This window comes from Acinetobacter sp. BIGb0196, from assembly GCF_011759595.1.
Lineage (GTDB): Bacteria > Pseudomonadota > Gammaproteobacteria > Pseudomonadales > Moraxellaceae > Acinetobacter > Acinetobacter guillouiae.
This window is the reverse complement of the sequence record NZ_JAAOZA010000002.1, coordinates 1,195,546-1,215,128: the sequence shown is the minus strand read 5'-3', so window position 1 is coordinate 1,215,128 and position 19,583 is coordinate 1,195,546. Positions and strand designations below refer to the sequence as shown.

Annotated in this window: 18 protein-coding genes; 4 read left to right on the top strand and 14 right to left on the bottom strand. The window is 36.6% G+C overall.

What is annotated here, in order from left to right:
* Window positions 1–116: 116 nt before the first annotated feature.
* From FHR28_RS18380 to pgaB, 5 genes are all read right to left on the bottom strand, one after another.
* On the bottom strand, window positions 117–1,034 hold the full coding sequence (locus FHR28_RS18380; protein ID WP_105713399.1) for an HARLDQ motif MBL-fold protein: 918 nt from the start codon (window positions 1,032–1,034) through the stop codon (window positions 117–119).
* Between the two features lie 139 nt (window positions 1,035–1,173).
* Window positions 1,174–2,301: an acyltransferase family protein gene (locus FHR28_RS18375; protein ID WP_105713206.1), complete on the bottom strand. Its 1,128-nt coding sequence runs from the start codon at window positions 2,299–2,301 to the stop codon at window positions 1,174–1,176.
* A 58-nt stretch (window positions 2,302–2,359) separates the two neighbouring features.
* Window positions 2,360–2,773, bottom strand: coding sequence for a poly-beta-1,6-N-acetyl-D-glucosamine biosynthesis protein PgaD (pgaD, locus tag FHR28_RS18370; protein WP_004722669.1), 414 nt, complete (start codon window positions 2,771–2,773; stop codon window positions 2,360–2,362).
* A gap of 33 nt (window positions 2,774–2,806) precedes the next feature.
* A complete protein-coding gene (gene pgaC / locus FHR28_RS18365; protein ID WP_004722670.1) occupies window positions 2,807–4,072 on the bottom strand; it encodes a poly-beta-1,6-N-acetyl-D-glucosamine synthase in 1,266 nt (421 codons plus the stop codon).
* An 8-nt stretch (window positions 4,073–4,080) separates the two neighbouring features.
* A complete protein-coding gene (gene pgaB / locus FHR28_RS18360) occupies window positions 4,081–6,114 on the bottom strand; it encodes a poly-beta-1,6-N-acetyl-D-glucosamine N-deacetylase PgaB (RefSeq protein ID WP_105713207.1) in 2,034 nt (677 codons plus the stop codon).
* A gap of 565 nt (window positions 6,115–6,679) precedes the next feature.
* Here pgaB and FHR28_RS18355 point away from each other — a divergent pair.
* Window positions 6,680–7,720, top strand: coding sequence for an IS481 family transposase (locus FHR28_RS18355; RefSeq protein WP_166781830.1), 1,041 nt, complete (start codon window positions 6,680–6,682; stop codon window positions 7,718–7,720).
* An 83-nt stretch (window positions 7,721–7,803) separates the two neighbouring features.
* On the opposite strand, the gene FHR28_RS18350 is transcribed toward FHR28_RS18355, so the two are convergent.
* The 4 genes from FHR28_RS18350 to FHR28_RS18335 form a co-directional block, all read right to left on the bottom strand.
* Window positions 7,804–8,142 (bottom strand): FKBP-type peptidyl-prolyl cis-trans isomerase, encoded by a 339-nt coding sequence (locus FHR28_RS18350; RefSeq protein WP_166783237.1) that lies wholly within the window; start codon window positions 8,140–8,142, stop codon window positions 7,804–7,806.
* 217 nt (window positions 8,143–8,359) lie between these two features.
* On the bottom strand, window positions 8,360–8,983 hold the full coding sequence (locus FHR28_RS18345) for an MgtC/SapB family protein (protein ID WP_004819450.1): 624 nt from the start codon (window positions 8,981–8,983) through the stop codon (window positions 8,360–8,362).
* 107 nt (window positions 8,984–9,090) lie between these two features.
* Window positions 9,091–9,621 (bottom strand): YaeQ family protein, encoded by a 531-nt coding sequence (locus FHR28_RS18340; RefSeq protein WP_004722682.1) that lies wholly within the window; start codon window positions 9,619–9,621, stop codon window positions 9,091–9,093.
* Window positions 9,622–9,677: 56 nt separating this feature from the next.
* On the bottom strand, window positions 9,678–10,691 hold the full coding sequence (locus FHR28_RS18335; protein ID WP_166783236.1) for a CobW family GTP-binding protein: 1,014 nt from the start codon (window positions 10,689–10,691) through the stop codon (window positions 9,678–9,680).
* 447 nt (window positions 10,692–11,138) lie between these two features.
* Here FHR28_RS18335 and FHR28_RS18330 point away from each other — a divergent pair, with 447 nt between their 5' ends.
* On the top strand, window positions 11,139–11,366 hold the full coding sequence (locus FHR28_RS18330) for a hypothetical protein (protein WP_004722685.1): 228 nt from the start codon (window positions 11,139–11,141) through the stop codon (window positions 11,364–11,366).
* Between the two features lie 256 nt (window positions 11,367–11,622).
* On the opposite strand, the gene FHR28_RS18325 is transcribed toward FHR28_RS18330, so the two are convergent.
* Window positions 11,623–12,231: a glutathione S-transferase family protein gene (locus FHR28_RS18325; RefSeq protein ID WP_166783235.1), complete on the bottom strand. Its 609-nt coding sequence runs from the start codon at window positions 12,229–12,231 to the stop codon at window positions 11,623–11,625.
* 481 nt (window positions 12,232–12,712) lie between these two features.
* On the opposite strand from FHR28_RS18325, the gene FHR28_RS18320 reads away from it, so the two are divergent.
* Window positions 12,713–13,054, top strand: a complete 342-nt coding sequence (locus tag FHR28_RS18320) for a hypothetical protein (protein ID WP_004819444.1) — start codon at window positions 12,713–12,715, stop codon at window positions 13,052–13,054.
* Between the two features lie 163 nt (window positions 13,055–13,217).
* On the opposite strand, the gene FHR28_RS18315 is transcribed toward FHR28_RS18320, so the two are convergent.
* Both FHR28_RS18315 and FHR28_RS18310 read right to left on the bottom strand, forming a co-directional pair.
* Window positions 13,218–13,739 carry an acyl-CoA thioesterase gene (locus tag FHR28_RS18315; RefSeq protein WP_004722691.1) on the bottom strand — a complete coding sequence of 174 codons (522 nt, stop codon included), beginning with the start codon at window positions 13,737–13,739 and terminating at the stop codon, window positions 13,218–13,220.
* 434 nt (window positions 13,740–14,173) lie between these two features.
* Complete coding sequence (locus FHR28_RS18310) at window positions 14,174–15,160, bottom strand: patatin-like phospholipase family protein (protein ID WP_056514567.1); 987 nt, start codon at window positions 15,158–15,160, stop codon at window positions 14,174–14,176.
* 137 nt (window positions 15,161–15,297) lie between these two features.
* Here FHR28_RS18310 and chrA point away from each other — a divergent pair, with 137 nt between their 5' ends.
* Entirely contained in the window at window positions 15,298–16,506 is a 1,209-nt protein-coding gene (gene chrA / locus FHR28_RS18305; protein ID WP_105713210.1) for a chromate efflux transporter, read from the top strand.
* A gap of 37 nt (window positions 16,507–16,543) precedes the next feature.
* Here the strand turns inward: chrA and gltS are convergent, their stop codons facing one another.
* Window positions 16,544–17,779: a sodium/glutamate symporter gene (gene gltS, locus FHR28_RS18300; RefSeq protein ID WP_004819437.1), complete on the bottom strand. Its 1,236-nt coding sequence runs from the start codon at window positions 17,777–17,779 to the stop codon at window positions 16,544–16,546.
* Between the two features lie 548 nt (window positions 17,780–18,327).
* Window positions 18,328–19,572: a DcaP family trimeric outer membrane transporter gene (locus FHR28_RS18295; protein ID WP_154129622.1), complete on the bottom strand. Its 1,245-nt coding sequence runs from the start codon at window positions 19,570–19,572 to the stop codon at window positions 18,328–18,330.
* Between the last annotated feature and the right edge of the window lie 11 nt (window positions 19,573–19,583).

Below are 19,583 nucleotides of genomic sequence, written 5' to 3'. Positions count from 1 at the left end.
AGTCGTTATCTGTTGTATATCATTTAAAAACAAATGATCAGTTTTATCTGAATTATAGCAATATTTAAAATAAAACATGCTATATAACGCATATAGCATGTTTTATTTTAAATTAATTATTGTAATGTTTTAAACTGCGCTAAGCGTTGTTGCTGCTGTAATTGTTGTTCAAATTCAACACTCCCCTTCGCTACATAATTTTGTAAACCCGTCTGATCAATAAATGCTTTTTTATCCCCCGCATTCAATTTAGCTAATTTCTGCTTCATATGGAAGCGATCCGCTTTATTGGCAAGGAAAATATCTGCATGGATTGCATCCAAAGTTTTAAATGTGTGTCGTATGTCTGAAACTAGATTTGGATAATTGTTATTGTTTAACAAATAATAACCGCCCGTAAATAAACTGTCAGCATAGATGACTTTATAGTTTTTAAAGTAATAACGGATATCTGTCGTCCAAGAGGTTGCACCTGGCAAATGGCCTGGCGTCGCATGTGCTGTAAAGATTTGACGACCGAGCTTTAATTGTTGCCCATCTTTGATAATGATATCTACAGCTACAGATGGAAAAGGCAATTGCTTAGCTAAAGCAAAATCAGTCACGCCGCCATTTTCTAGCATTTCGGCATTGGCAGCACTTGCGACCAATTGAGCACCACTCCATTGTTTTAATTTGGCAAAACCACCAGCTTGATCTAAACGCGCATGACTATTGAGTAGGTATTTTACATCTGTGATTTTAAAACCCAATTTTTCAATATTGGCTTTAATCTGCGCTGCCGATTGATCAATCCCACTATCAATTAAAACCAAACCATCACCTGTATCAAACAGCACCGAAGATAAATTTTCAGTACCGACATAATAAACATGATTAAAAATTTTAAAGGGCTCAATGGGCGTATTCCACGATTCAAACAAACTCATCGGCGGTGCATCGGTCAATGCTTGCTGAGCATTTAATGGTGCTGCTTGAGTATATTGAAAGCTCATTGCGATCAATGAAATAACAATGGATTTGAACAGATGCATATAAGCGATCCATGCTAAAAATGAGTCGCCCATACTTGATTAAATCACGATAATTATCAATTTTTTAATGCCTAAAAAACAACTCAGTACATCTTAAATTGTAAACAATATTTGCAAATTGTATGCGTGTTTTGAAGGACTAATTTAAAACCTTGTTGGCAATTTTATTACTGACCTTAATAGCCAACTGATCGACATAATCACTATAAAAATTCGCAGCAATCAGGGTGACTACAATCGCAGTTAACCCTGAGCAGATTACTGCGAGAGAATAACTCCAATGCCAACTTAAAAATAAGTTAAACAACGGAATACAGATTAAATACAGCATCATTAAATGTAATAGATAAATGGAAAAAGATAACTTTCCTAACCAGACTAAAATCGGGTGATCTAAGCCTTTAGACAATAATGGGCTCATCAAAACACTATAAACAATTAAAATTCCAGCGATGAAATTACTATAATCATAAGTATTCTCCCCTAAAATATGATGAACCCAGCTATAGGCTGCACTGGTATTATGTGCACCTGCTAAATATAGGCCAATCAATAACATAGGAATGGCTACAGCATTTGAAAGTGGTTTGGCATACAAATAAATATAGATACCAATAATAAAACTGGAAATCCCAAAGCTAAAGCCTTGCCCTCGCCAAAGAAATGCAAGACAAGGAATTAAAAGTGAGCCTAGCCAAAAAGCAATATGTTTATAATGGTACAAATAGAGTAGAAAAAATAATGCAAATGAACCCATAAGCTCAATCGTCATCGTCCATAACACCCAGTTTATATCACTTTCTGAGAATAAAAATGCGCCTATAGTTCCTTCATATAATGCATGTTTAAAACTAAAATCTTGTATCGCAAATGCATGTAACCAAGCACCCACATGACTACTATCAATATGGATGACTTTAAAGACCAACCAAATAATAATGCATGAAGTCAGTGCTGGAATCATTAAACGCGGATAGCGTTTAATCATCATATTTTTAATCTTTGCATGAAATTGTTGAGGACTTTTTAAGATCGCATAACTGAGCACAAAGCCACTTAAAACAAAAAATACAAAAACAGCAGCATCACCTGAGTAGAGAAAACCAAAAGGCAAATGATGTATGGCATACACCCAAGCCAAATCTGTTTTCTCATTAGGATCAAAATGATGTAAAAATGGAAAAAAACTCATTGCAAGATGAGAAAATACGACAGCTAAACAAGCTAGACCTCGAATACTTTCTGCCGAGTTTATTTTTGCGGACATCTATGTTTCCCTGTGAAAACAAAAGCCCCAACCTGTGGGACTTTTGCTGACTAAGCCATTAGTCAATATATGTGATGCGACCATCAGCATCATGATGAACTGTAGCGATTTTTTGCTGACGAGAATGTAGAAGTTCATCCACATTCAAATTGAAATGGTCAGCATATTCTTGTGTAGATTTAGCTTCTGCTTCCTTTTTGGTCTTCGCTGGAACAAAGTTACTCCATAACCACAAAGAAATCGCACAAGCAATCAACGCAAATAATCCGCTTTCTAGGGCTTTTGCAAAAGCATTAAAGAAGTAATGTACCAGTTGTGGTTTCTCAAGTGAAAGATATCCCACCAAGATGACAATAGGTCTCCAAAGCAACAACCAAAATGCCCACAGCATTGCCGTCATTGTCGTGGAGAAATAACGACGATGCCACGGTAACTGCTTACGTACATCAATAATCAAAGAGTTTGTTTTCATATTCATATCTCAAAACTTATTCTGACTAAAATGTTAGTCATCATGTCGCATACCACGATCGGGGCTGACCCACCGTGCCCTTTTACTTTCTCCACGTAAAAGAACTTTTGGGAATGCAACAATACTTGCCGTTACTGTAATCAACCAAAATACAAAGGGATACCAAATCATCCAATAGTAGTTTTTCACTAAACTCGATTCGTAACGACTATCCATCCACTTACTGATTGCGAACTGCAGTAAACAAGTTGTACCGAGTAAAATACCTGTTCCCATCGGTAATAATGGGGAGCTCATTGCTGGGAAGCCTGCATACGGTAGCAGCAAGTGCAAGATCCAGAAAATCACCATAATCAGCATTAAATATGACCAGACTAAGGTGAGGATCAACTCAATAATCAAGGGCCATAGAAAATTCAGTTTCGGTTTAAATAATACATCAAAATTCTTAATTAAAACTTGCGCGCCACCCATGGCCCAACGTAAGCGTTGTTTCCATAGACCATCAAAGGTTTCTGGCATTAAAATCCAAACCAAGGCATTCGGTTCAAACTTTACATCCCAACCCGCACGATGCAATTTCCAAGTAATATCAATATCTTCAGTTAACATGTTTGGTGACCAATAGCCCACCTCATGTACAGCACTTTTACGAAAAGCAGTAATCACACCAGAAACTGTAAATAAACGACCAAAAGTACGTTGTGCACGTTTAATCATACCGACAATTGAAGAAAATTCACCAACTTGAATCCGTCCCAGTAAAGTCGAACGAGTACGAATACGTGGATTACCTGTCACAGCCGCAACTGTAGGATTATTGAGAAAATGACGAATCATCCACTGTGCAGCATATGGATCAAGTAACGCATCACCGTCAATACCAATTAAAAACTCAGCATCGGTAAGCAAACTACCCGCTTGTAATGCCATGGCTTTACCTTGGTTTTCAGCCAAATGTACGACGCGAAGCTTGTCATACTTCAATGCCAACGCATTTAAGATTTCTGCAGTATTGTCAGAACTCCCATCATTAATCGCAATGACTTCAAAGTTTGGATAATTCAACTTCAATGCATGACTAATGGTCTCATCCGCATTGTCTTGTTCGTTAAAACACGGCACAAGCACAGCAACTAAAGGATATTCTTCCAATGTTGGCGGTTGAGTATATGGTGGCTCTTTACGTTCTTTCCAATAGAAAATTAAAGCGCCTATCATCCATAGATACGACATAAATAATGGATAATAGAAGATAAAGTTTAATACGGATTGCCACAGGTGTTGAAATGCACTCATATCAGACCTTAAGGAACCAATCGTTGTGGTTTAGAATCAAATACTTTACGCATTTCTGCAGTATTTGGATGATCTTCAATTGGATCATCTGGGTAATAACCCACATGCATCACACCTTGTTGATACAAAGACTGAATCGTTTGAGCAATTTCCGAGGTTGGAATCTTTTGATTATTACGCCAGTTCACTGCTTGTAATTCAAAAATCGTCTTTTTAATCCCATTCGGTTGTTTCTTCACGTTTTGCACTAAATCTTTATAAAACTTAGTTGCATCTGGCGCCTGTTCCATATAAGGCATTGCCATAATTGCAGTAAAGTCATAATTTTTAATCGATTGTTCTAAAGACTGGGCATACCAGTTTTCCGAATATGCTGAAAGTGCAACTTGAGCATATAAGTTACGTGCAGTCAGTAAGAACGGTTGGTAATAACGTGCCTTTTGCGCCAAATCCATTGCAAAGTTATCAATGGTCTTGGTTTTAAAATCAGTCCATTTTTGCAGTTTTGCATCATCATTACGGATTTCTTCTAAATCGGCTGGTAAACCAATTTGTTGATAAGCTTTGATGGCTTCTGGACTGGCATCTTCATAATCTGAAAGTGTTGCATCATCATGGAACAAGATGCCATCAAATGTCGTGGATTTCGCTAAATCTTGATATAAGCCTTCAATTACTTTACGTGCTTCTGGTGAATATGGGCTTAAACGATGATATCCCATATTTAAATGATCACTGTCTTTGGCTTGCTGAGTCACCACCACATCTTTAGATGCAGGATTTGAAGCGGGTAAGTCCCAAGCCAATAACGGCATCCAGGCATATAAACGACTGACCTGAGTACGCGTTTGAATCTGCCATGCAACACGATTGAATAAATCTGCACGCATTGGAAGAGTACGATTTGGGAAATACACCATATCAGCAGAACCATTGGCATCAGGATCAGCAAATGCCTGTAGAAATACCGTGGTTACATTCATTTCACGAATACGGTCTAATAGGTGACCTAAATTTTTCTCTTGCTGCGCTTCATCTGGATCATAAATATAATCTAAATCCACATGCATAACTTTTTGTGGGCGGTTATTGTCAGTAAAATTCATCTGACGACTTTGGATTTCTTGTGCCAAAGAATCCGTAGTCATATTCCCTTCAACAAGAATACGGTTCAAATGACCTAAAGATTTTTCAATATGGTCTGGACCATCATCTAAGCTAATCGTAATAGGCATACCCACTTTTTTAGCCAAAGCAACCGCTTCCATATTATAACGACCATATGGCCACACCATCACACGTGGTGCTTTTAAACCATGTGATTGCAATACTTTATTATTCTTTTTCAAATCACTAAAAATACGATCTGCATAGGCTTTGTCAGATTCATAGGTTTTACTTTTTGGATCGTATTGGCGTGTGACAGCAGCTGGCTCAGAGTTTCCCTGAGGATTGCCTAAAATACCACGATGTAAATTATAACTGTGGCTACCAATTTCAACATAGCCACTCTTTTGCATGGTTTTAAGTTCATCCCACGTCAAAAGTTTTTTACGTGCTAATTTTTCATCACCAAATTGAACCATTTCATTGGCTTTGGGTTCTAACCATGAGCCAACGACAGCGAGTACAACAGGAATTTTACGTTGTTTAATGACCGGATATGCATATTGATAAAAAGATTGATAACCATCATCTACAGTCAACAATACCGGTTTAGTAGGCAGTTTATATTTACCTTCATTGGCTTTAATAATTTGATCTACATTGACAAAATTATAGCCGTTTTTTTGTAGCCAATCTAAATGCAGCTCAAACTGTTTCGTGGTCACGGCATAATCTGGAATCACTGCATCATGATTAGGCGTAATTTCATGATAACCAATAATTGTCAGCGTATTTAAATCAATTTTAGGTAATTCATGCTCGATTGGAGTTTCAGTAGCAACTTGGTCTACTTCTGCCATTGCACTATTATAAAAGGAAGAAAACAATAGTGTTACGCATATCATCGCTGAAGGAGAAAAGTAACGGCTTAGCATATATTTAAATACTCGATCATCATTGTTTTAAATCTGAATTCGTCCGTAGTACATCAATATTGAAATACTAAAATCCTTTTTCAAGACGAATTGAGCCAGAGGTTTTACAACGATGATTTAAAAGAATAAAACTGAAACGAACCTTAAAAATAACTCTGAGCAGAATTATTTATTTGTGACATTTAAACACTTTTAAGACAAAAGTATTGTAGATGATTGTTAAGTATTGAGCAAATAATAAACAAAAAAATAAATCTATTGTGTTTAAAATCACAATATTAGCTCAACAATAGCCACATAAAGTAAGATTTGGATTATATTTTTATCACATTGAAATATGCAGAAATGAAGAAGACTTACTCAACATTTTTAGCGCAACATAGTGTAGTCGTTAGATGATTCATCAAGCATAAAAAAATAGAGATCAATTGACCTCTATTTTTGCGTTCATGCTGATGGCTAAATTGTATTAGTTCCGATCTGATCAGACATTGATCTTGAAAAAGAGAAAGTTACCCGTTTTGATAAAGGTGTCGAATCTTAATCAAACAAAGGTAACTTTCTTATGTTGCATACTAACAATCAAATCATCAAACACAAAGTAGGCTTACTCAATTTAGCTGAAGAACTTCAGAATGTATCCAGAGCTTGTAAAGTCATGGGTGTCTCTAGAGATACCTTTTACCGTTATCAGGAACTCGTTGAATCAGGTGATGTTGATTCACTCATCAATAAATCCCGAAGAGTACCGAATCTTAAGAATCGTGTAGACGATGCCACAGAACAAGCCGTTATTGATTTCGCAATCCAATATCCAGCTTATGGTCAACACCGCAGTAGTAATGAGTTACGTAAAAATGGTGTATTCATTTCAGGTAGCGGGGTTCGATCTATTTGGCTCCGCCACGATTTAGAGAATTTTAAAAAGCGATTGAAAGCCTTAGAAGCCAAAGTGGCACAAGATGGCTTTGAGTTAAATGATCATCAGATTGCTGCACTTGAGCGTAAACATGAAGATGATGTTGCTTGTGGCGAAATAGAAACACACCATCCAGGATATCTTGGAGCCCAAGATACATTTTACGTTGGCAATCTGAAAGGTGTCGGTCGAATCTATCAACAAACTTTCATCGACACCTACAGCAAAGTCGTTCATTGCAAGCTCTATACAACGAAAACACCGATTACAGCGGCAGATCTGTTAAATGATCGTGTACTACCATTTTATCAGTCGCAGGATCTACCAATGCTGCGTATCCTGACAGATAGAGGTACTGAATATTGCGGTAAGGTTGAACAACATGATTATGAGCTATATTTAGCCATCAATGATATTGATCACACCAAAACAAAAGCAGCATCCCCACAAACGAATGGAATATGCGAGCGTTTCCATAAGACGATCTTGCAGGAGTTTTATCAAATTACATTTAGGAAGAAGCTTTATAATACATTAGAGGAATTACAAGCTGATCTAGACGTTTGGCAAAAATTCTATAATACTGAACGAACTCATCAGGGAAAAATGTGCTGTGGTCGCACACCACTGGAAACATTACTTGATGGGAAGCGAATTTGGGCTGAGAAGAATTTAGCTCAAATTTAACCTGACAGGCACACTAAAAAATGGGTAACTGTCAGATCTGGTTTGAGCTAGTACAGCTAAATTAGCCCAAACATTTAGTGAGTTTAATCACGTGTTTTGACATCAAAAAGTTCAATTTCAAAAATCAGATTAGAATTTGCTGGAATGATTTTGCCCATTTTACGCTCGCCATAAGCCAAGTGTGCAGGAACGATTAATTTACGTTTACCACCTACTTTCATCCCCATAATGCCTTGATCCCAACCTTTAATTACACGGCCTGTTCCAATCACTGTTTCAAAGTAATTGCCACGATCAATTGAACAATCGAACTTGGTTCCATCTTCCAACCAGCCAGTATAATGAGTTGTAATCAAAGCACCTTTTACCGCTTCTTTACCTTCACCAACTTTTAAGTCGATAATTTCTAATTCATTTGACATACATTATTCCTATTCATCATTCGGGTTTGTGCAAAGCTTTACACATCACTGTCTTTTGTTCAGTACAATATTCAGCATAACTTTTACACAAACGTTGATAATCTTGCTCAACCTGTTGGGCGTAATTATACGTGTATTTCAACAATTGCGTTTTCCAAAGTTCCGCTTGTTGTGCAAAATTGATTAATTCATCTACATTTAAAAAGCGTTTTTTATTTTAAAAACTTAACTCTTTAATCTCTTGATCTAAAAGCAAATAATTGGTGAGTTTTTTATGATTTTGTGCAGACCCAATTAAAACCCAGCGCCCAACAATCTGTTTTTCAGTTTTATTTTGTACGCCACGTAAAATTTTCATATTGTATTGCTTAAACAATTCTTCGTATTTATCTAAGGTCTCTTGCTGATAATCACATAAAATCCTGTAATTACGAGCTTGATGAATCGCTTCAATTTTTTCTTGAAAATAGACGAGAAATACTAAAACGACCAGTACCAGTAGCGTTCCAACAAATGCTAAATATTCATAACCAGCACCAGCAGCCATACCTAATGCAGCCACCATCCAAATCGTTGTTGCAGTGGTAATACCTGAAATTCGGTTGTCATCTTTAAAAATAACCCCAGCACCTAAAAACCCCAAACCAGTCAGAATATTTGCTGCCAAACGATCAGGATTTTGTACCCCAATTTTGATCGAAAGTATGGTGAATAAGCAGGATGCTAAACTCACCATAATCATGGTGCGTAACCCTGCTGACTTACTGCGATACTCACGCTCTGCACCAATAATCGCACCAATCGCCAAAGCCATCAGTAAGTGGTAGATGTCATTATTCATTGATTTTCTACATAACTATTTTTATCACTCTAGGTATACGAAATTTAAGCAAAAAAAAGCAAGCGATTCGCTTACTTTTCTTGTCAATTTTTATTGGACAACAATGCTTATTGTAACTGTGTCCATTCAATCACAGCTTGAGCATCATCACCAATTAAAGTCCACTCACCATCCATAACATTTAATTGCAATTGCATTGTGCGTTGACATAAAGCTTGAATTGCAGTTGTCGTCGCCTCAGACAACTGCCATACCTGAACATTTGATAATGTTTTGAGTTTAGAACTTCTTTTATACCATTCTGCAACGGCTGAACCATAGGCGATGACAGCCACTTCTTTACAACGCGCTGCCGCTTTTTTAACTTTGTCTTCGTCAGGCAAACCAACTTCAATCCATTTAATCAACTGTCCGGTTAAATCCTTTTCCCATAAAGCAGGTTCATCAGTTTCAAATAAATCTTTGGTAAATTCCAAACGTTCATCTGCAAAACGAGCATATGCCAATACACGCACCATTAAGCGTTCAATCGTTTCAGATGGATGTAATGCCATCGTGAATTGATAATCACCATATTGATGCACATCCATATTGGCAATATTGAGATCAGCCTTATAAATTGTTGCTTTTAATGCCATGAAAGTTCCAAAAAGTTCTTAAATATGGCGCACAGTCTATAAGATTTTCAAAAGGATTACTGCGTTTTTTCCGCCTGATCAATTCGACAATTCAACAAAGCCGTTTCTAAACTTTCCCAATCACGATTGTGCTGGCTAATAAGTTCAATCCGATTATCCAAGCTTTCTTCACCCGATTTATAATTCAAATTTTCTGGATTAAAATTAAATGTCATCCAACCTTGATTGGTATTGAATATCCCTTTGATCCGCAACCAGTCTTTTTGCTCACACAAGACATCTAACAAGTCATAAAAATCGAATTGCCAACGCTTTGAAAATTTCCAACCTGCAACAGTATATCCATTAGCCGTTTCAACATAGTGATAAGGCAATTGTTTAACCACAGGCAGTACTTCATCGGGGTTAAATTGCTTTTGCACTTGGATCAATGGTACAACTTTTCGCTCAACCCCTTGATGGGATAGATCCAGCTGTTGAATATCAAGATTGCCCTGCTCTACCAATACCCAAGTTTGAATATAAGCAAAGTAATCATTTTTAAACTGGTTTAACACCTCATGATCAGACGCAGACATACTATCTGCATGCGAAACCACAACAATTTGTGCAGCTTTTAACTGATCTTGATAAAGCTCTTGATTCACCCATTCAGGATCATGTAAGCGACTCCCATCGATTACTGTCACCAATGCACGCATATCAATTTGCGCTTGCCATTGCGGTTCAGTCAATTGTGCCAAAAGTTGAGCGGGATGACCTAAGCCTGTGGGTTCTATAAATAGTCGATCGGGTTGTTTATCATAAATCAATCGAGACAAGGCAATTTGCATAGGCAATTGTCCTGCACAACATAAACAACCACCGAGTAATTCTTTTACCTCATAGCCTGAGTCTTGTGGTAATAATTGTTGATCTACACCAATTTGTCCAAACTCATTCATCAGCACAGCCCACGTTTCATTTTCTGGCTTCTGTTGAAGCAAATGCTGTAATAAGGTGGTCTTTCCAGCCCCTAAAAATCCAGAAATAATATGAGTTTTGACTGTTTTTTGGCTTAAAATCTTCAAAGGATCGACTCAGCATATTAAATGAAAGAAATTGATGGTTATCACGACGCTTCTTATTATTACTGAAAATTTGCCTATAGTTTCAGGTTTTAAATCTATTTTTTAAATTAAAATTACAAAAGCAATCCAAAACTCCAATATAGCATTCATAAAGATTGCATAATGAATGTTAAGTCTAAGTAACAGCATAGTATGTTTTTTAATCAACTTTTCATATTTACATACATTTTTACCTATTAGTAAAAGTCAATGAGTCACAAAAAAGCAACATAATACAATGATTTGTTTTAAACATGTAAACCAGCCTGTTACGCTTTGTTGCTTAGGTTGCCCATTTTTTCATCTGCACTTAGCATGACACTACTCCCTGTGATCAGCAACGCATTTAACAACTGACGCTCTCACAGGTCGTTATACGATCAATTCGATGAATTAAGGATGCCAAAAATGAAACTCGTTAAAACTCTTTTAGCTACTACACTTGCTTTCACTGCTTTCTCAACATTTGCAGCAACTGATACAGCGGCGACTGAAGCTGAACAAGTTGTCGTATCAACTCAAGAACAACCAGCTGCAGCTGAAGATACTCAAGCTGCTGGTCAACCTACAGCTCAACCTGCGACTGAAAGCGCTGCTGAAGCTCCAGCGACTTCTGCTCCTCAAGCAGGTCAATAAGATTTAATACTCCTCCCGAGTTAGCAATTGGGTTGTCTGAAAAGACGATCTGAATAAAAAGACTAGATCATGCTGCGATTTAGTCTTTTTATTTTTTCTGATGTTATTCACTTAAGCTGATGATCAAAAAATGTATTTCTCAGCATCTACTTTATGTTTAAAACAACCGATAATATTTCAATTTTCACTATTCTGAATCATCCAGATAAATTTAAAATCCAATTTTTAAACCATATTCATGATTGAACAAACTCCGCTAAACTGCCTGAATCCAGGCTACATCTTTTACGGTATCACGCTGTTGAATCAACTGTATAAACGGCTTAAATTCATCTAGATATGGCACAATTTTAAAAGAGATGGCGAAGATCAGCCAGTATGCTAAAAACAAATCTGCCGCAGAGATTTGATGCCCCAGCAAATAAGGATTTGCTTGCTTTAGCCCAATTTTAATAAAGTTATAAATTGTTTCTTCTGTACCAAAGCCTAGACTTCTTCTTCGTTCCTGAATTTGTTCTGTTGAAATACCTAAGCTTTTAATATCCATAAACTCAGTCAAAGGTCCGTGGCAAAAGAATAACCATTTTAAATATTCTCCACGTTTGGGATCACTCAATGCGGGTGCTAAACCTTTCTCAATATATTTGTCTGCTAAATACGCAAAGATTGCAGGCGTCTCAGAAATGACAGAACCTTGATCCACTAAAAAAGGAATCTTAGCCATCGGATTCAGTGCCAAATATTCAGGCTGATTCAAGTCTTTATAATCCACTTGAATAATTTCAACTTGATCTTCGATATCTAATTCTTTTAATAAAGGCAAAACGGTATTTCCACGAGAATGTACATTGGTATAAAGTTTCATTATTTTTTAAATCCATTTTTATCGTGCTTTGAGTATAATCAAAATATCGCCAAATTTGATTAATTTATATGCAAAAGCAAGTGCTTCCTTTCTAAAAAAATAAATAAAATAATTATCAATAGCTTATGAAAAAATAAATTCCATCCTTTCATAAAGGCTCTAAGCTACAGAAAAATTAACTGCAATTTATTTAAAAAAAAATCAATTTATTCTCAATATAGCGATTGATTCAAACCAATAATTTAGAATATTTTTTATATAAATTGCACTTTTAAAAAAATTAAAGTCATCCAATAACATCATTTTTCTGATCTTTAATCTTTAAGATAACTCGTACATACGCCAATTATGGCCCTCTGAGTGCTTTTCTAATTCGAATTATTGAATAATTCAGCTATACTATTTTGCACTTAAATCAGTTTGTAAAATTGATAAATTTATAACTAAAACCTGACATATCAAGACTAACGAGGAATCTAAAATGTTAAAAAAACTGATCGGTTTAGGCGTCATCAGCACCCTACTTGTTGCATGTAGCAAACCGTTACCGACAGATAAGCAAAACTACTCAGGCACGTGGCAAAGTGAGGATGGCAGTGTAAATTTGATGATTACACCTGAAGGCCGTGTTGAATATAGCAATAAACAACCTAATTCAAGTTCATCTGTATCTGCCCCAATTTCTAAATTTGAAGGCAATAACTTTAGTGCTGGCATTGGACCACTTTCAACTGAGTTTAAAGTTTCTCAAGCACCGCAACAAACTGCCAATGGGACATGGAGCATGACTGTAGATGGACGTGTTCTTAACAAAGTCAATTAAAAGTACTGCTCTGTCTTTATCAAATTTTTATCTTTTGAATCTATGTTTAAGCGTCAATAGCTTAGTGTTGGCAAATATAGCGTATCACGCTAACCACATTTCATTTAAATTTTGAGACTCTCTAAAGCCCCCCTCATTGGCAATGAGGGGGAAACTTAATCAATTAACCATTTGAAGCTTTTTTATAGATACTGCAAGAAGGATGATGATTTTCTTGTAAACGCGCCACTTTACGTTGTTCAGCCGCTTCAAAACGACAGCGTTTCCAATCATTATCCAGATTTAAAGCTGGAATTTGTTGTGGTTTACCATTTTCATCTACAGCCACCATGGTGAAATAGCAACTGTTGGTATGACGTACTGTACGTTTTTGAATATTTTGTGCTTCAACACGAATCCCGATTTCCATGGAGGTACGACCAACATGGTTGACACTGGCAAGGAAGCTGACCATTTCACCCACATGAATTGGCTCTTTGAAATTCACTTTATCGACTGAAAGTGTCACAACATAACTTCCTGAATAACGACTTGCACATGCATAAGCAACTTGATCAAGTAGCTTAAGGATGGTTCCACCGTGTACATTACCTGAAAAGTTTGCCATATCTGGGGTCATCAAAACGGACATGGTTAATTCTGACTGGTCATCTGTAGCTGGGATCATTTGATCTAATGGAGACATCGTATTCTAGACTCTATTTTGGCAGGAGATTTAAGCCTATTATTATATATCTTTTCAGCTAAAAAACATGTTTAATTCGGCAATTGACCATTCTCTCAATTTATGATTATAAACCTAGTCATTTATTTGAGGTATATCTTATTGGTTTATCAATCATTTTCTATTTTTTACAATATTTCCGCTGCAATCTTGCCATATTTAAGCCGCTGTTGATCCGATAATTGGCATTAAATTTGATAACAATGTTCAGTGTTTACAGGAATGGTTTCTAAAATTATATTAGGCTGTATCACAATTTTCACTTTTTAGACTTAACAAATTTAATCATCATAGATTTCAATAAAGTGATTACTGAAATAGCACATCATCCTTATTCAAATAATCATACAGTGATAAAAGTATAATATTTTTAAATGGATCTATTACGATTGATCTTAGTTTTGAACTTGATATTGCTGCTGAGCAGTTTCAAGACTTTTCTTACTGGCAATAACCACATCTAGATCATGCATACGTTGATTGGCAGCATCGATTCCAGCTTGCATGGTATCCTGACGACCTTTTACATCAAAAATATGCGCTTTTTCGCGCAAATCTGGCTGAATCACAATATCTGCATTTTTTAATTCTTCTGCGGCTAATCTATTTTGCATGATATTGATATTTTGATTAAACAGTCCCCAGACATTCGTGGTTTCCGTGTTAACTGGTTGCGCCAATATATCCACCGCAATCACGATATCTGCACCTAATTCTTTGGCGATATTCACAGGTACTGGGCTAACTAAACCACCATCGACATATTCCTTACCTTTAATTTTGGTGGGAATAAACATGCTTGGAATAGATACAGAAGCTCTCACAGCCTGCCCAGTATTGCCATAATTAAAAATTGTTTTTTCACCATTTTGTAATTCTGTAGCAACCACATACATCGGGATCTTCATTTTTTCCAAAGGCATCTGATCGATTTGCTTATTGACATAATCTTCAACTTTTTGCCCATCAAAAAAACCTTTCATCCCAATTTTGAAATCGCGCACATCGCCCACTTTCATATTGAGTGCAATTTGGCGTAATTGTTCAGGCGATTTTCCACTGGCATAAATTGAACCAACAATACTTCCCGCACTTGTTCCAACAATAAAATCAGGTTTAATACCATGTTGTTCCAGCACTTCGATTACACCAATGTGGGCGTAACCACGCGCGCCCCCACTGCCTAAAACCAAAGCAATCACAGGTTTTTTCTTTGATAACTGTTTGTACTGATAAAAAGTATTGTCCAATCGCGAAGAGGCTTCTAAAACTTGCTGTGGTGCTAATCTACTGGCTTGCGATTTTTTTTCGGGTGTGTGTGCACATGCAGTTAGTAACAAACCACAAAACAAAGAAGCTAAGGTTTTCTTTAACAATGACATATACTCTCAGATCATGGCACAATCTAAATTCGCATGTATATAAGCATAATTAGCAATGATTTGCTGTTGTATTTATTTATTCTGTCATGATTTTCGATTAGATTATAAAAATAAATGTCTAAAATAATCCTAAAAATATGCCCACACTTTTTGAAATTTTTTGGATTTTTTTAAAATTAGGCTGTAGTAGCTTTGGCGGTCCAGCCGCACATTTAGTGTTTTTTAAACAGACTTTTGTAGAGAAAAAGCATTGGCTAAATGAGCAGCAGTATGCTCAACTGCTTGCACTCACCCAACTACTGCCAGGCCCAAGTAGTAGTCAAATGGGCATGGCTATCGGCTATTTGCAACATCGATATTTAGGCGCAGTTGCTGCATGGATTGGGTTTACCCTCCCTTCAGCATTGCTAATGTTTGGCTTAGCACGATTCATTCAACATCATCCAATTTTTAATGTAACCTTATTTTCAACAATCCATTCGATCATCTTGGCAATTATCGTCTTTGCTTTTTTTCAGATGTTTAAAAGCTATTGTAGAACCAAATTACAAGTTGCCTTAATGCTTGTCAGTACTGTGCTACTGCTCCTATTTTCCAATGCATGGATACAACTTACGATTATCCTTGGTACTGGTTGTTTAGCCATTTTAATGACGCGATTTGCATATATTCAAAAGGATTCAAATGATCTTACTATCGCAAAGCAGCATATAAATTTTAAGGTCTTGCCAATCGCTCATCGTCATCATTCAATCTGGTTGATTGGCTTTATTTCAATTTTTTTAGCCTTGTGCTTAGCCATGCTTTTTTCCAACAAACTGCTCTTTCAAGCCAGTTTTAGTTTTTATAAAACAGGCGCTCTGGTCTTCGGTGGTGGCCATGTAGTTCTTCCCATGCTTCATCAAGATTTGGTCGATACAGGTCTAATCAGCAAACAAAACTTTGAATTAGGTTACACACTTGCGCAATTTATGCCAGGGCCACTGTTTAGCTTTGCCAGTTATCTTGGTGCGTATTTGCCCCTTACAACATTTCCCATTGTTAATGCTGCCATAACAACACTGTTGATCTTTCTGCCGTCTTTTTTCTTAGTTTTTTTAGCTTTGCCTTACTGGTCTAAGCAACTTGAGAATCGTTATATTCAAAATTCTGTAATGCTCATCAATGCCGCAGTTGTTGGATTTATCTTGTCTGTGATTGTCCCCATGCTACAAAAAACCATGGGCAATCCATTAGATATTCTCACAGCCTGTTTAATGCTGTTAAGTCTAAAACTTAAAATTTCAATTTTTATCAGTATTCCTAGTCTTTTATTTATTCATTATGCCTTGCTGAATTTCATTTAAAAAGCCAGTGATATCACTGGCTTTTTAAATCTAAAATTTAAGCGATAAATTTTAGAATTAACTGAATCACTGTGGCATTAATTAAGTCGACAAAAAAAGCACCACAAAGCGGAACAATCAAAAATGCTTTATGTGAAGGACCGTACATATTGGTAATGGCCTGCATATTTGCAACAGCTGTCGGTGTTGCACCCATACCAAAACCACAATGCCCTGCGGCCAATACCGCTGCATCATAATTTTTCCCCATTACACGGAATGTCACGAAAGCAGCATATAAAGCCATCGTTAATGTTTGCGCACTCAGAATAATCACCAATGGCCCGGCTAAATCTGCTAATTGCCAAAGTTTTAATGAAAGTAAAGCCATCGCTAGATAAAGTGACAATGCTGCGTTACCAAACACATCGATCGCACGATCAAACATTTTAACTCTTAAAATGCCTTCGAGTACATTTCGAAGAATAACACCGCCAGCGAGTGCCCAAACAAATGTTGGCAGCTCAAACCATTGTCCTTTACTGTAACCTGTCATGAATTCAGCAAAAGCCAGACATGCTGCAAAAAGTCCCAATGTTGTAATCGCATTATCTGCAGTAATCAAACGGACTTGATGTGGATATTCAAAGGGAACATATTCACCAAGATCAGAAACAGCTTGCTGATTGGTCTCATCCACTTCTTTTTGTGTCTTTGGATTAGATAACTGATAACGGTTTATTAGTAGCTTGGCCAATGGACCACCGATGATCCCACCAATAATTAAACCAAAGGTTGCGCTTGCCATACCCAAAGCCAATGCACCTTGGATACCATGCTGGGTTTCTAAAATCTCACCCCAAGCACCTGCTGTACCATGTCCACCTGTAAGGGTAATTGAACCCGCAATCAAACCAATCAGCGGATCTAGACCCATGGCTGTTGCCAACCCAATCCCAACAAAGTCTTGTACGACAATAAATGAGGCAACACAGATTAAAAAAACGACTAAACCAAAACCGCCTTCTTTTAATTTTGCAAAATTTGCACTTAAACCAATCGAAGCGAAAAATACCAACATGAAACTGGTTTGCAATTCACTACTCGTGGTAATGCTATAGCCCCAGAAATTATGGATGAGTAAAGACAAAATTGCGGCAACAAGTCCCCCAGCAACAGGTTCTGGAATATTATATTTACGGAGAAAATCAATCTTATTGACCAGGAAACGACCCAATAACAATACGATGACCGCTGCAATCAACGTATAGAAGGCATTAAAAGAAAATTCCATAAGTAATTGTCCATTCTTTGGCTAGATTTTTTGTTGTATAGATACAGAAATGCTATTCCATAGTAGCAGACTTAAAATCACTCAGATTTAGTGATTACCTAATTGCCTGATATATACAACAAAAAATTAAAATAAAATGCAGATTTTCAACATTGAAAATCAAAAAGGCTCATCGCGATAAATACATTAGCGATTAGATATAAACAGAATTGCAATGCTGCAAAAATTTAGAAAAGAAAATGGTCATGATGTTACTCCTATTATTGATAAAAGATCATTTCATCAAACAATGAGAAATACAGTCCTCATAAGTCATTCGCTTTACAAGAACAGGCCAAAACAGGTCATTTATCTATACGATAATATGAACATAGAAAAAAAGTGGGTTAATTATGCATTTTTTTAAGCAAATGTCTTATGTTTTTACAATATTATTCATTATTTGAAATGATATTGATTTGATGATTATTTTTAATATGAATACTCAGGTATTAAAAAACCGAGGATCATTCCTCGGCTTTTTGGATCAATAAATTTCTAAGTTAAAATTAGAAATTGTATTTCGCCATTAAACCTACACGGTTATCTTTATAAGATTGACCCGCAAAAGTTTCACGCTTACCGTTGATATATTCAATACCTAAATCAATCGGTTTAGCTGGTGAATAAATCACGTTTAACCAAGCTTGTTGAATTTTTTCATTTGCAGTTTGGTTTGATTTGGCAAAATCAGTACCATTGTCAGCAAACAATGCACCATACGCTAAAGTTGAACGCAAGTTAGGTAAAATTTTATATGTTCCACCCACTTGAAGTGCAGTGAATTCATTCTGTTCAATATCACCATTTACAACAGAATACGCATTGTTACTTCCGTATAGGTAATTGCTATTACCAACCACATAAGATGCATCAGCAAAAAGTTTTAAAGGATCTGCAACTTTAAAGTCTGTACCAAGTGCAACACCCCAACCAGTCTTGTCTTTGCCTGCATTATTATCTTTATAATTTTCTACTAAGACACGTGCAGATGCATTACCGTTGCCATCAGCATATGATTGTGTAATTTTACCTGTTAACACAGGAAGACTATATTTAACTGCTGTACCTGTAGCCCCAGCACTATTACCTTCTTCAGCAGCAACCAATAATTTTGTAGTTGGTGCCAAATTGTATGCATAACGTACTTGTGGAATACGTGTAGTACCACCACCAGCGTTAGTTGCAAAGTCAATCATTTCTGGTGCATGACTAGACAAGAAGTTAGATGTTGTTTGACCGAACAACCAGTTGTTATAGGTTAAATAAGCATGACGAATACGAAGGTTTTCATTTACACCATTACCTGCAAAGTCAACTTCAACTTTACCACCAACTTTAGCATCACCTACTGGCGTATTAAAATCTAAACCGATACGTGTAGTTTTTGCTGTCGCGCGGAGTTTATCTCTCGCTTCACCATTGGTTGAACTGATTTTGTTGAAGTCGTCATCACCGCCTTCAATGATATAGTTCGCATCACCACGAACAAAACCATAAATATTGATATCTGCACCAGACTTAGACTTTAAGCCAACTGAAGAAGAAGATGGAGCTGCTTGAACTTTAGATTCAACTAATCTTACTTGCTGCTGTTGCTGTTGAAGAAGTGCTTTTAATTCTTGAACTTCATTGCGTAATTGTTGAATCTCTTGACTGTCAGTAGCAGCTTGAGCTGTATTTACCATCAAAGCTGTTACTGTTAATGCTAAACTTTTGACGATCAATGACTTGCGATTTGTGAATAGACTCATGAAATACTCCT

What these genes read in the sequence shown, in the direction of transcription:
- FHR28_RS18295 (WP_154129622.1), bottom strand. Translation starts at nt 19,572, where the DNA reads ATGAGTCTATTCACAAATCGCAAGTCATTGATCGTCAAAAGTTTAGCA.
- FHR28_RS18325 (WP_166783235.1), bottom strand. Translation starts at nt 12,231, where the DNA reads ATGAAACTTTATACCAATGTACATTCTCGTGGAAATACCGTTTTGCCT.
- pgaC (WP_004722670.1), bottom strand. Translation starts at nt 4,072, where the DNA reads ATGAGTGCATTTCAACACCTGTGGCAATCCGTATTAAACTTTATCTTC.
- FHR28_RS18310 (WP_056514567.1), bottom strand. Translation starts at nt 15,160, where the DNA reads ATGTCATTGTTAAAGAAAACCTTAGCTTCTTTGTTTTGTGGTTTGTTA.
- FHR28_RS18315 (WP_004722691.1), bottom strand. Translation starts at nt 13,739, where the DNA reads ATGTCTCCATTAGATCAAATGATCCCAGCTACAGATGACCAGTCAGAA.
- FHR28_RS18330 (WP_004722685.1), top strand. Translation starts at nt 11,139, where the DNA reads ATGAAACTCGTTAAAACTCTTTTAGCTACTACACTTGCTTTCACTGCT.
- FHR28_RS18375 (WP_105713206.1), bottom strand. Translation starts at nt 2,301, where the DNA reads ATGTCCGCAAAAATAAACTCGGCAGAAAGTATTCGAGGTCTAGCTTGT.
- FHR28_RS18380 (WP_105713399.1), bottom strand. Translation starts at nt 1,034, where the DNA reads ATGCATCTGTTCAAATCCATTGTTATTTCATTGATCGCAATGAGCTTT.
- FHR28_RS18320 (WP_004819444.1), top strand. Translation starts at nt 12,713, where the DNA reads ATGTTAAAAAAACTGATCGGTTTAGGCGTCATCAGCACCCTACTTGTT.
- FHR28_RS18355 (WP_166781830.1), top strand. Translation starts at nt 6,680, where the DNA reads ATGTTGCATACTAACAATCAAATCATCAAACACAAAGTAGGCTTACTC.
- chrA (WP_105713210.1), top strand. Translation starts at nt 15,298, where the DNA reads ATGCCCACACTTTTTGAAATTTTTTGGATTTTTTTAAAATTAGGCTGT.
- pgaD (WP_004722669.1), bottom strand. Translation starts at nt 2,773, where the DNA reads ATGAAAACAAACTCTTTGATTATTGATGTACGTAAGCAGTTACCGTGG.
- FHR28_RS18340 (WP_004722682.1), bottom strand. Translation starts at nt 9,621, where the DNA reads ATGGCATTAAAAGCAACAATTTATAAGGCTGATCTCAATATTGCCAAT.
- pgaB (WP_105713207.1), bottom strand. Translation starts at nt 6,114, where the DNA reads ATGCTAAGCCGTTACTTTTCTCCTTCAGCGATGATATGCGTAACACTA.
- FHR28_RS18350 (WP_166783237.1), bottom strand. Translation starts at nt 8,142, where the DNA reads ATGTCAAATGAATTAGAAATTATCGACTTAAAAGTTGGTGAAGGTAAA.
- gltS (WP_004819437.1), bottom strand. Translation starts at nt 17,779, where the DNA reads ATGGAATTTTCTTTTAATGCCTTCTATACGTTGATTGCAGCGGTCATC.
- FHR28_RS18345 (WP_004819450.1), bottom strand. Translation starts at nt 8,983, where the DNA reads ATGAATAATGACATCTACCACTTACTGATGGCTTTGGCGATTGGTGCG.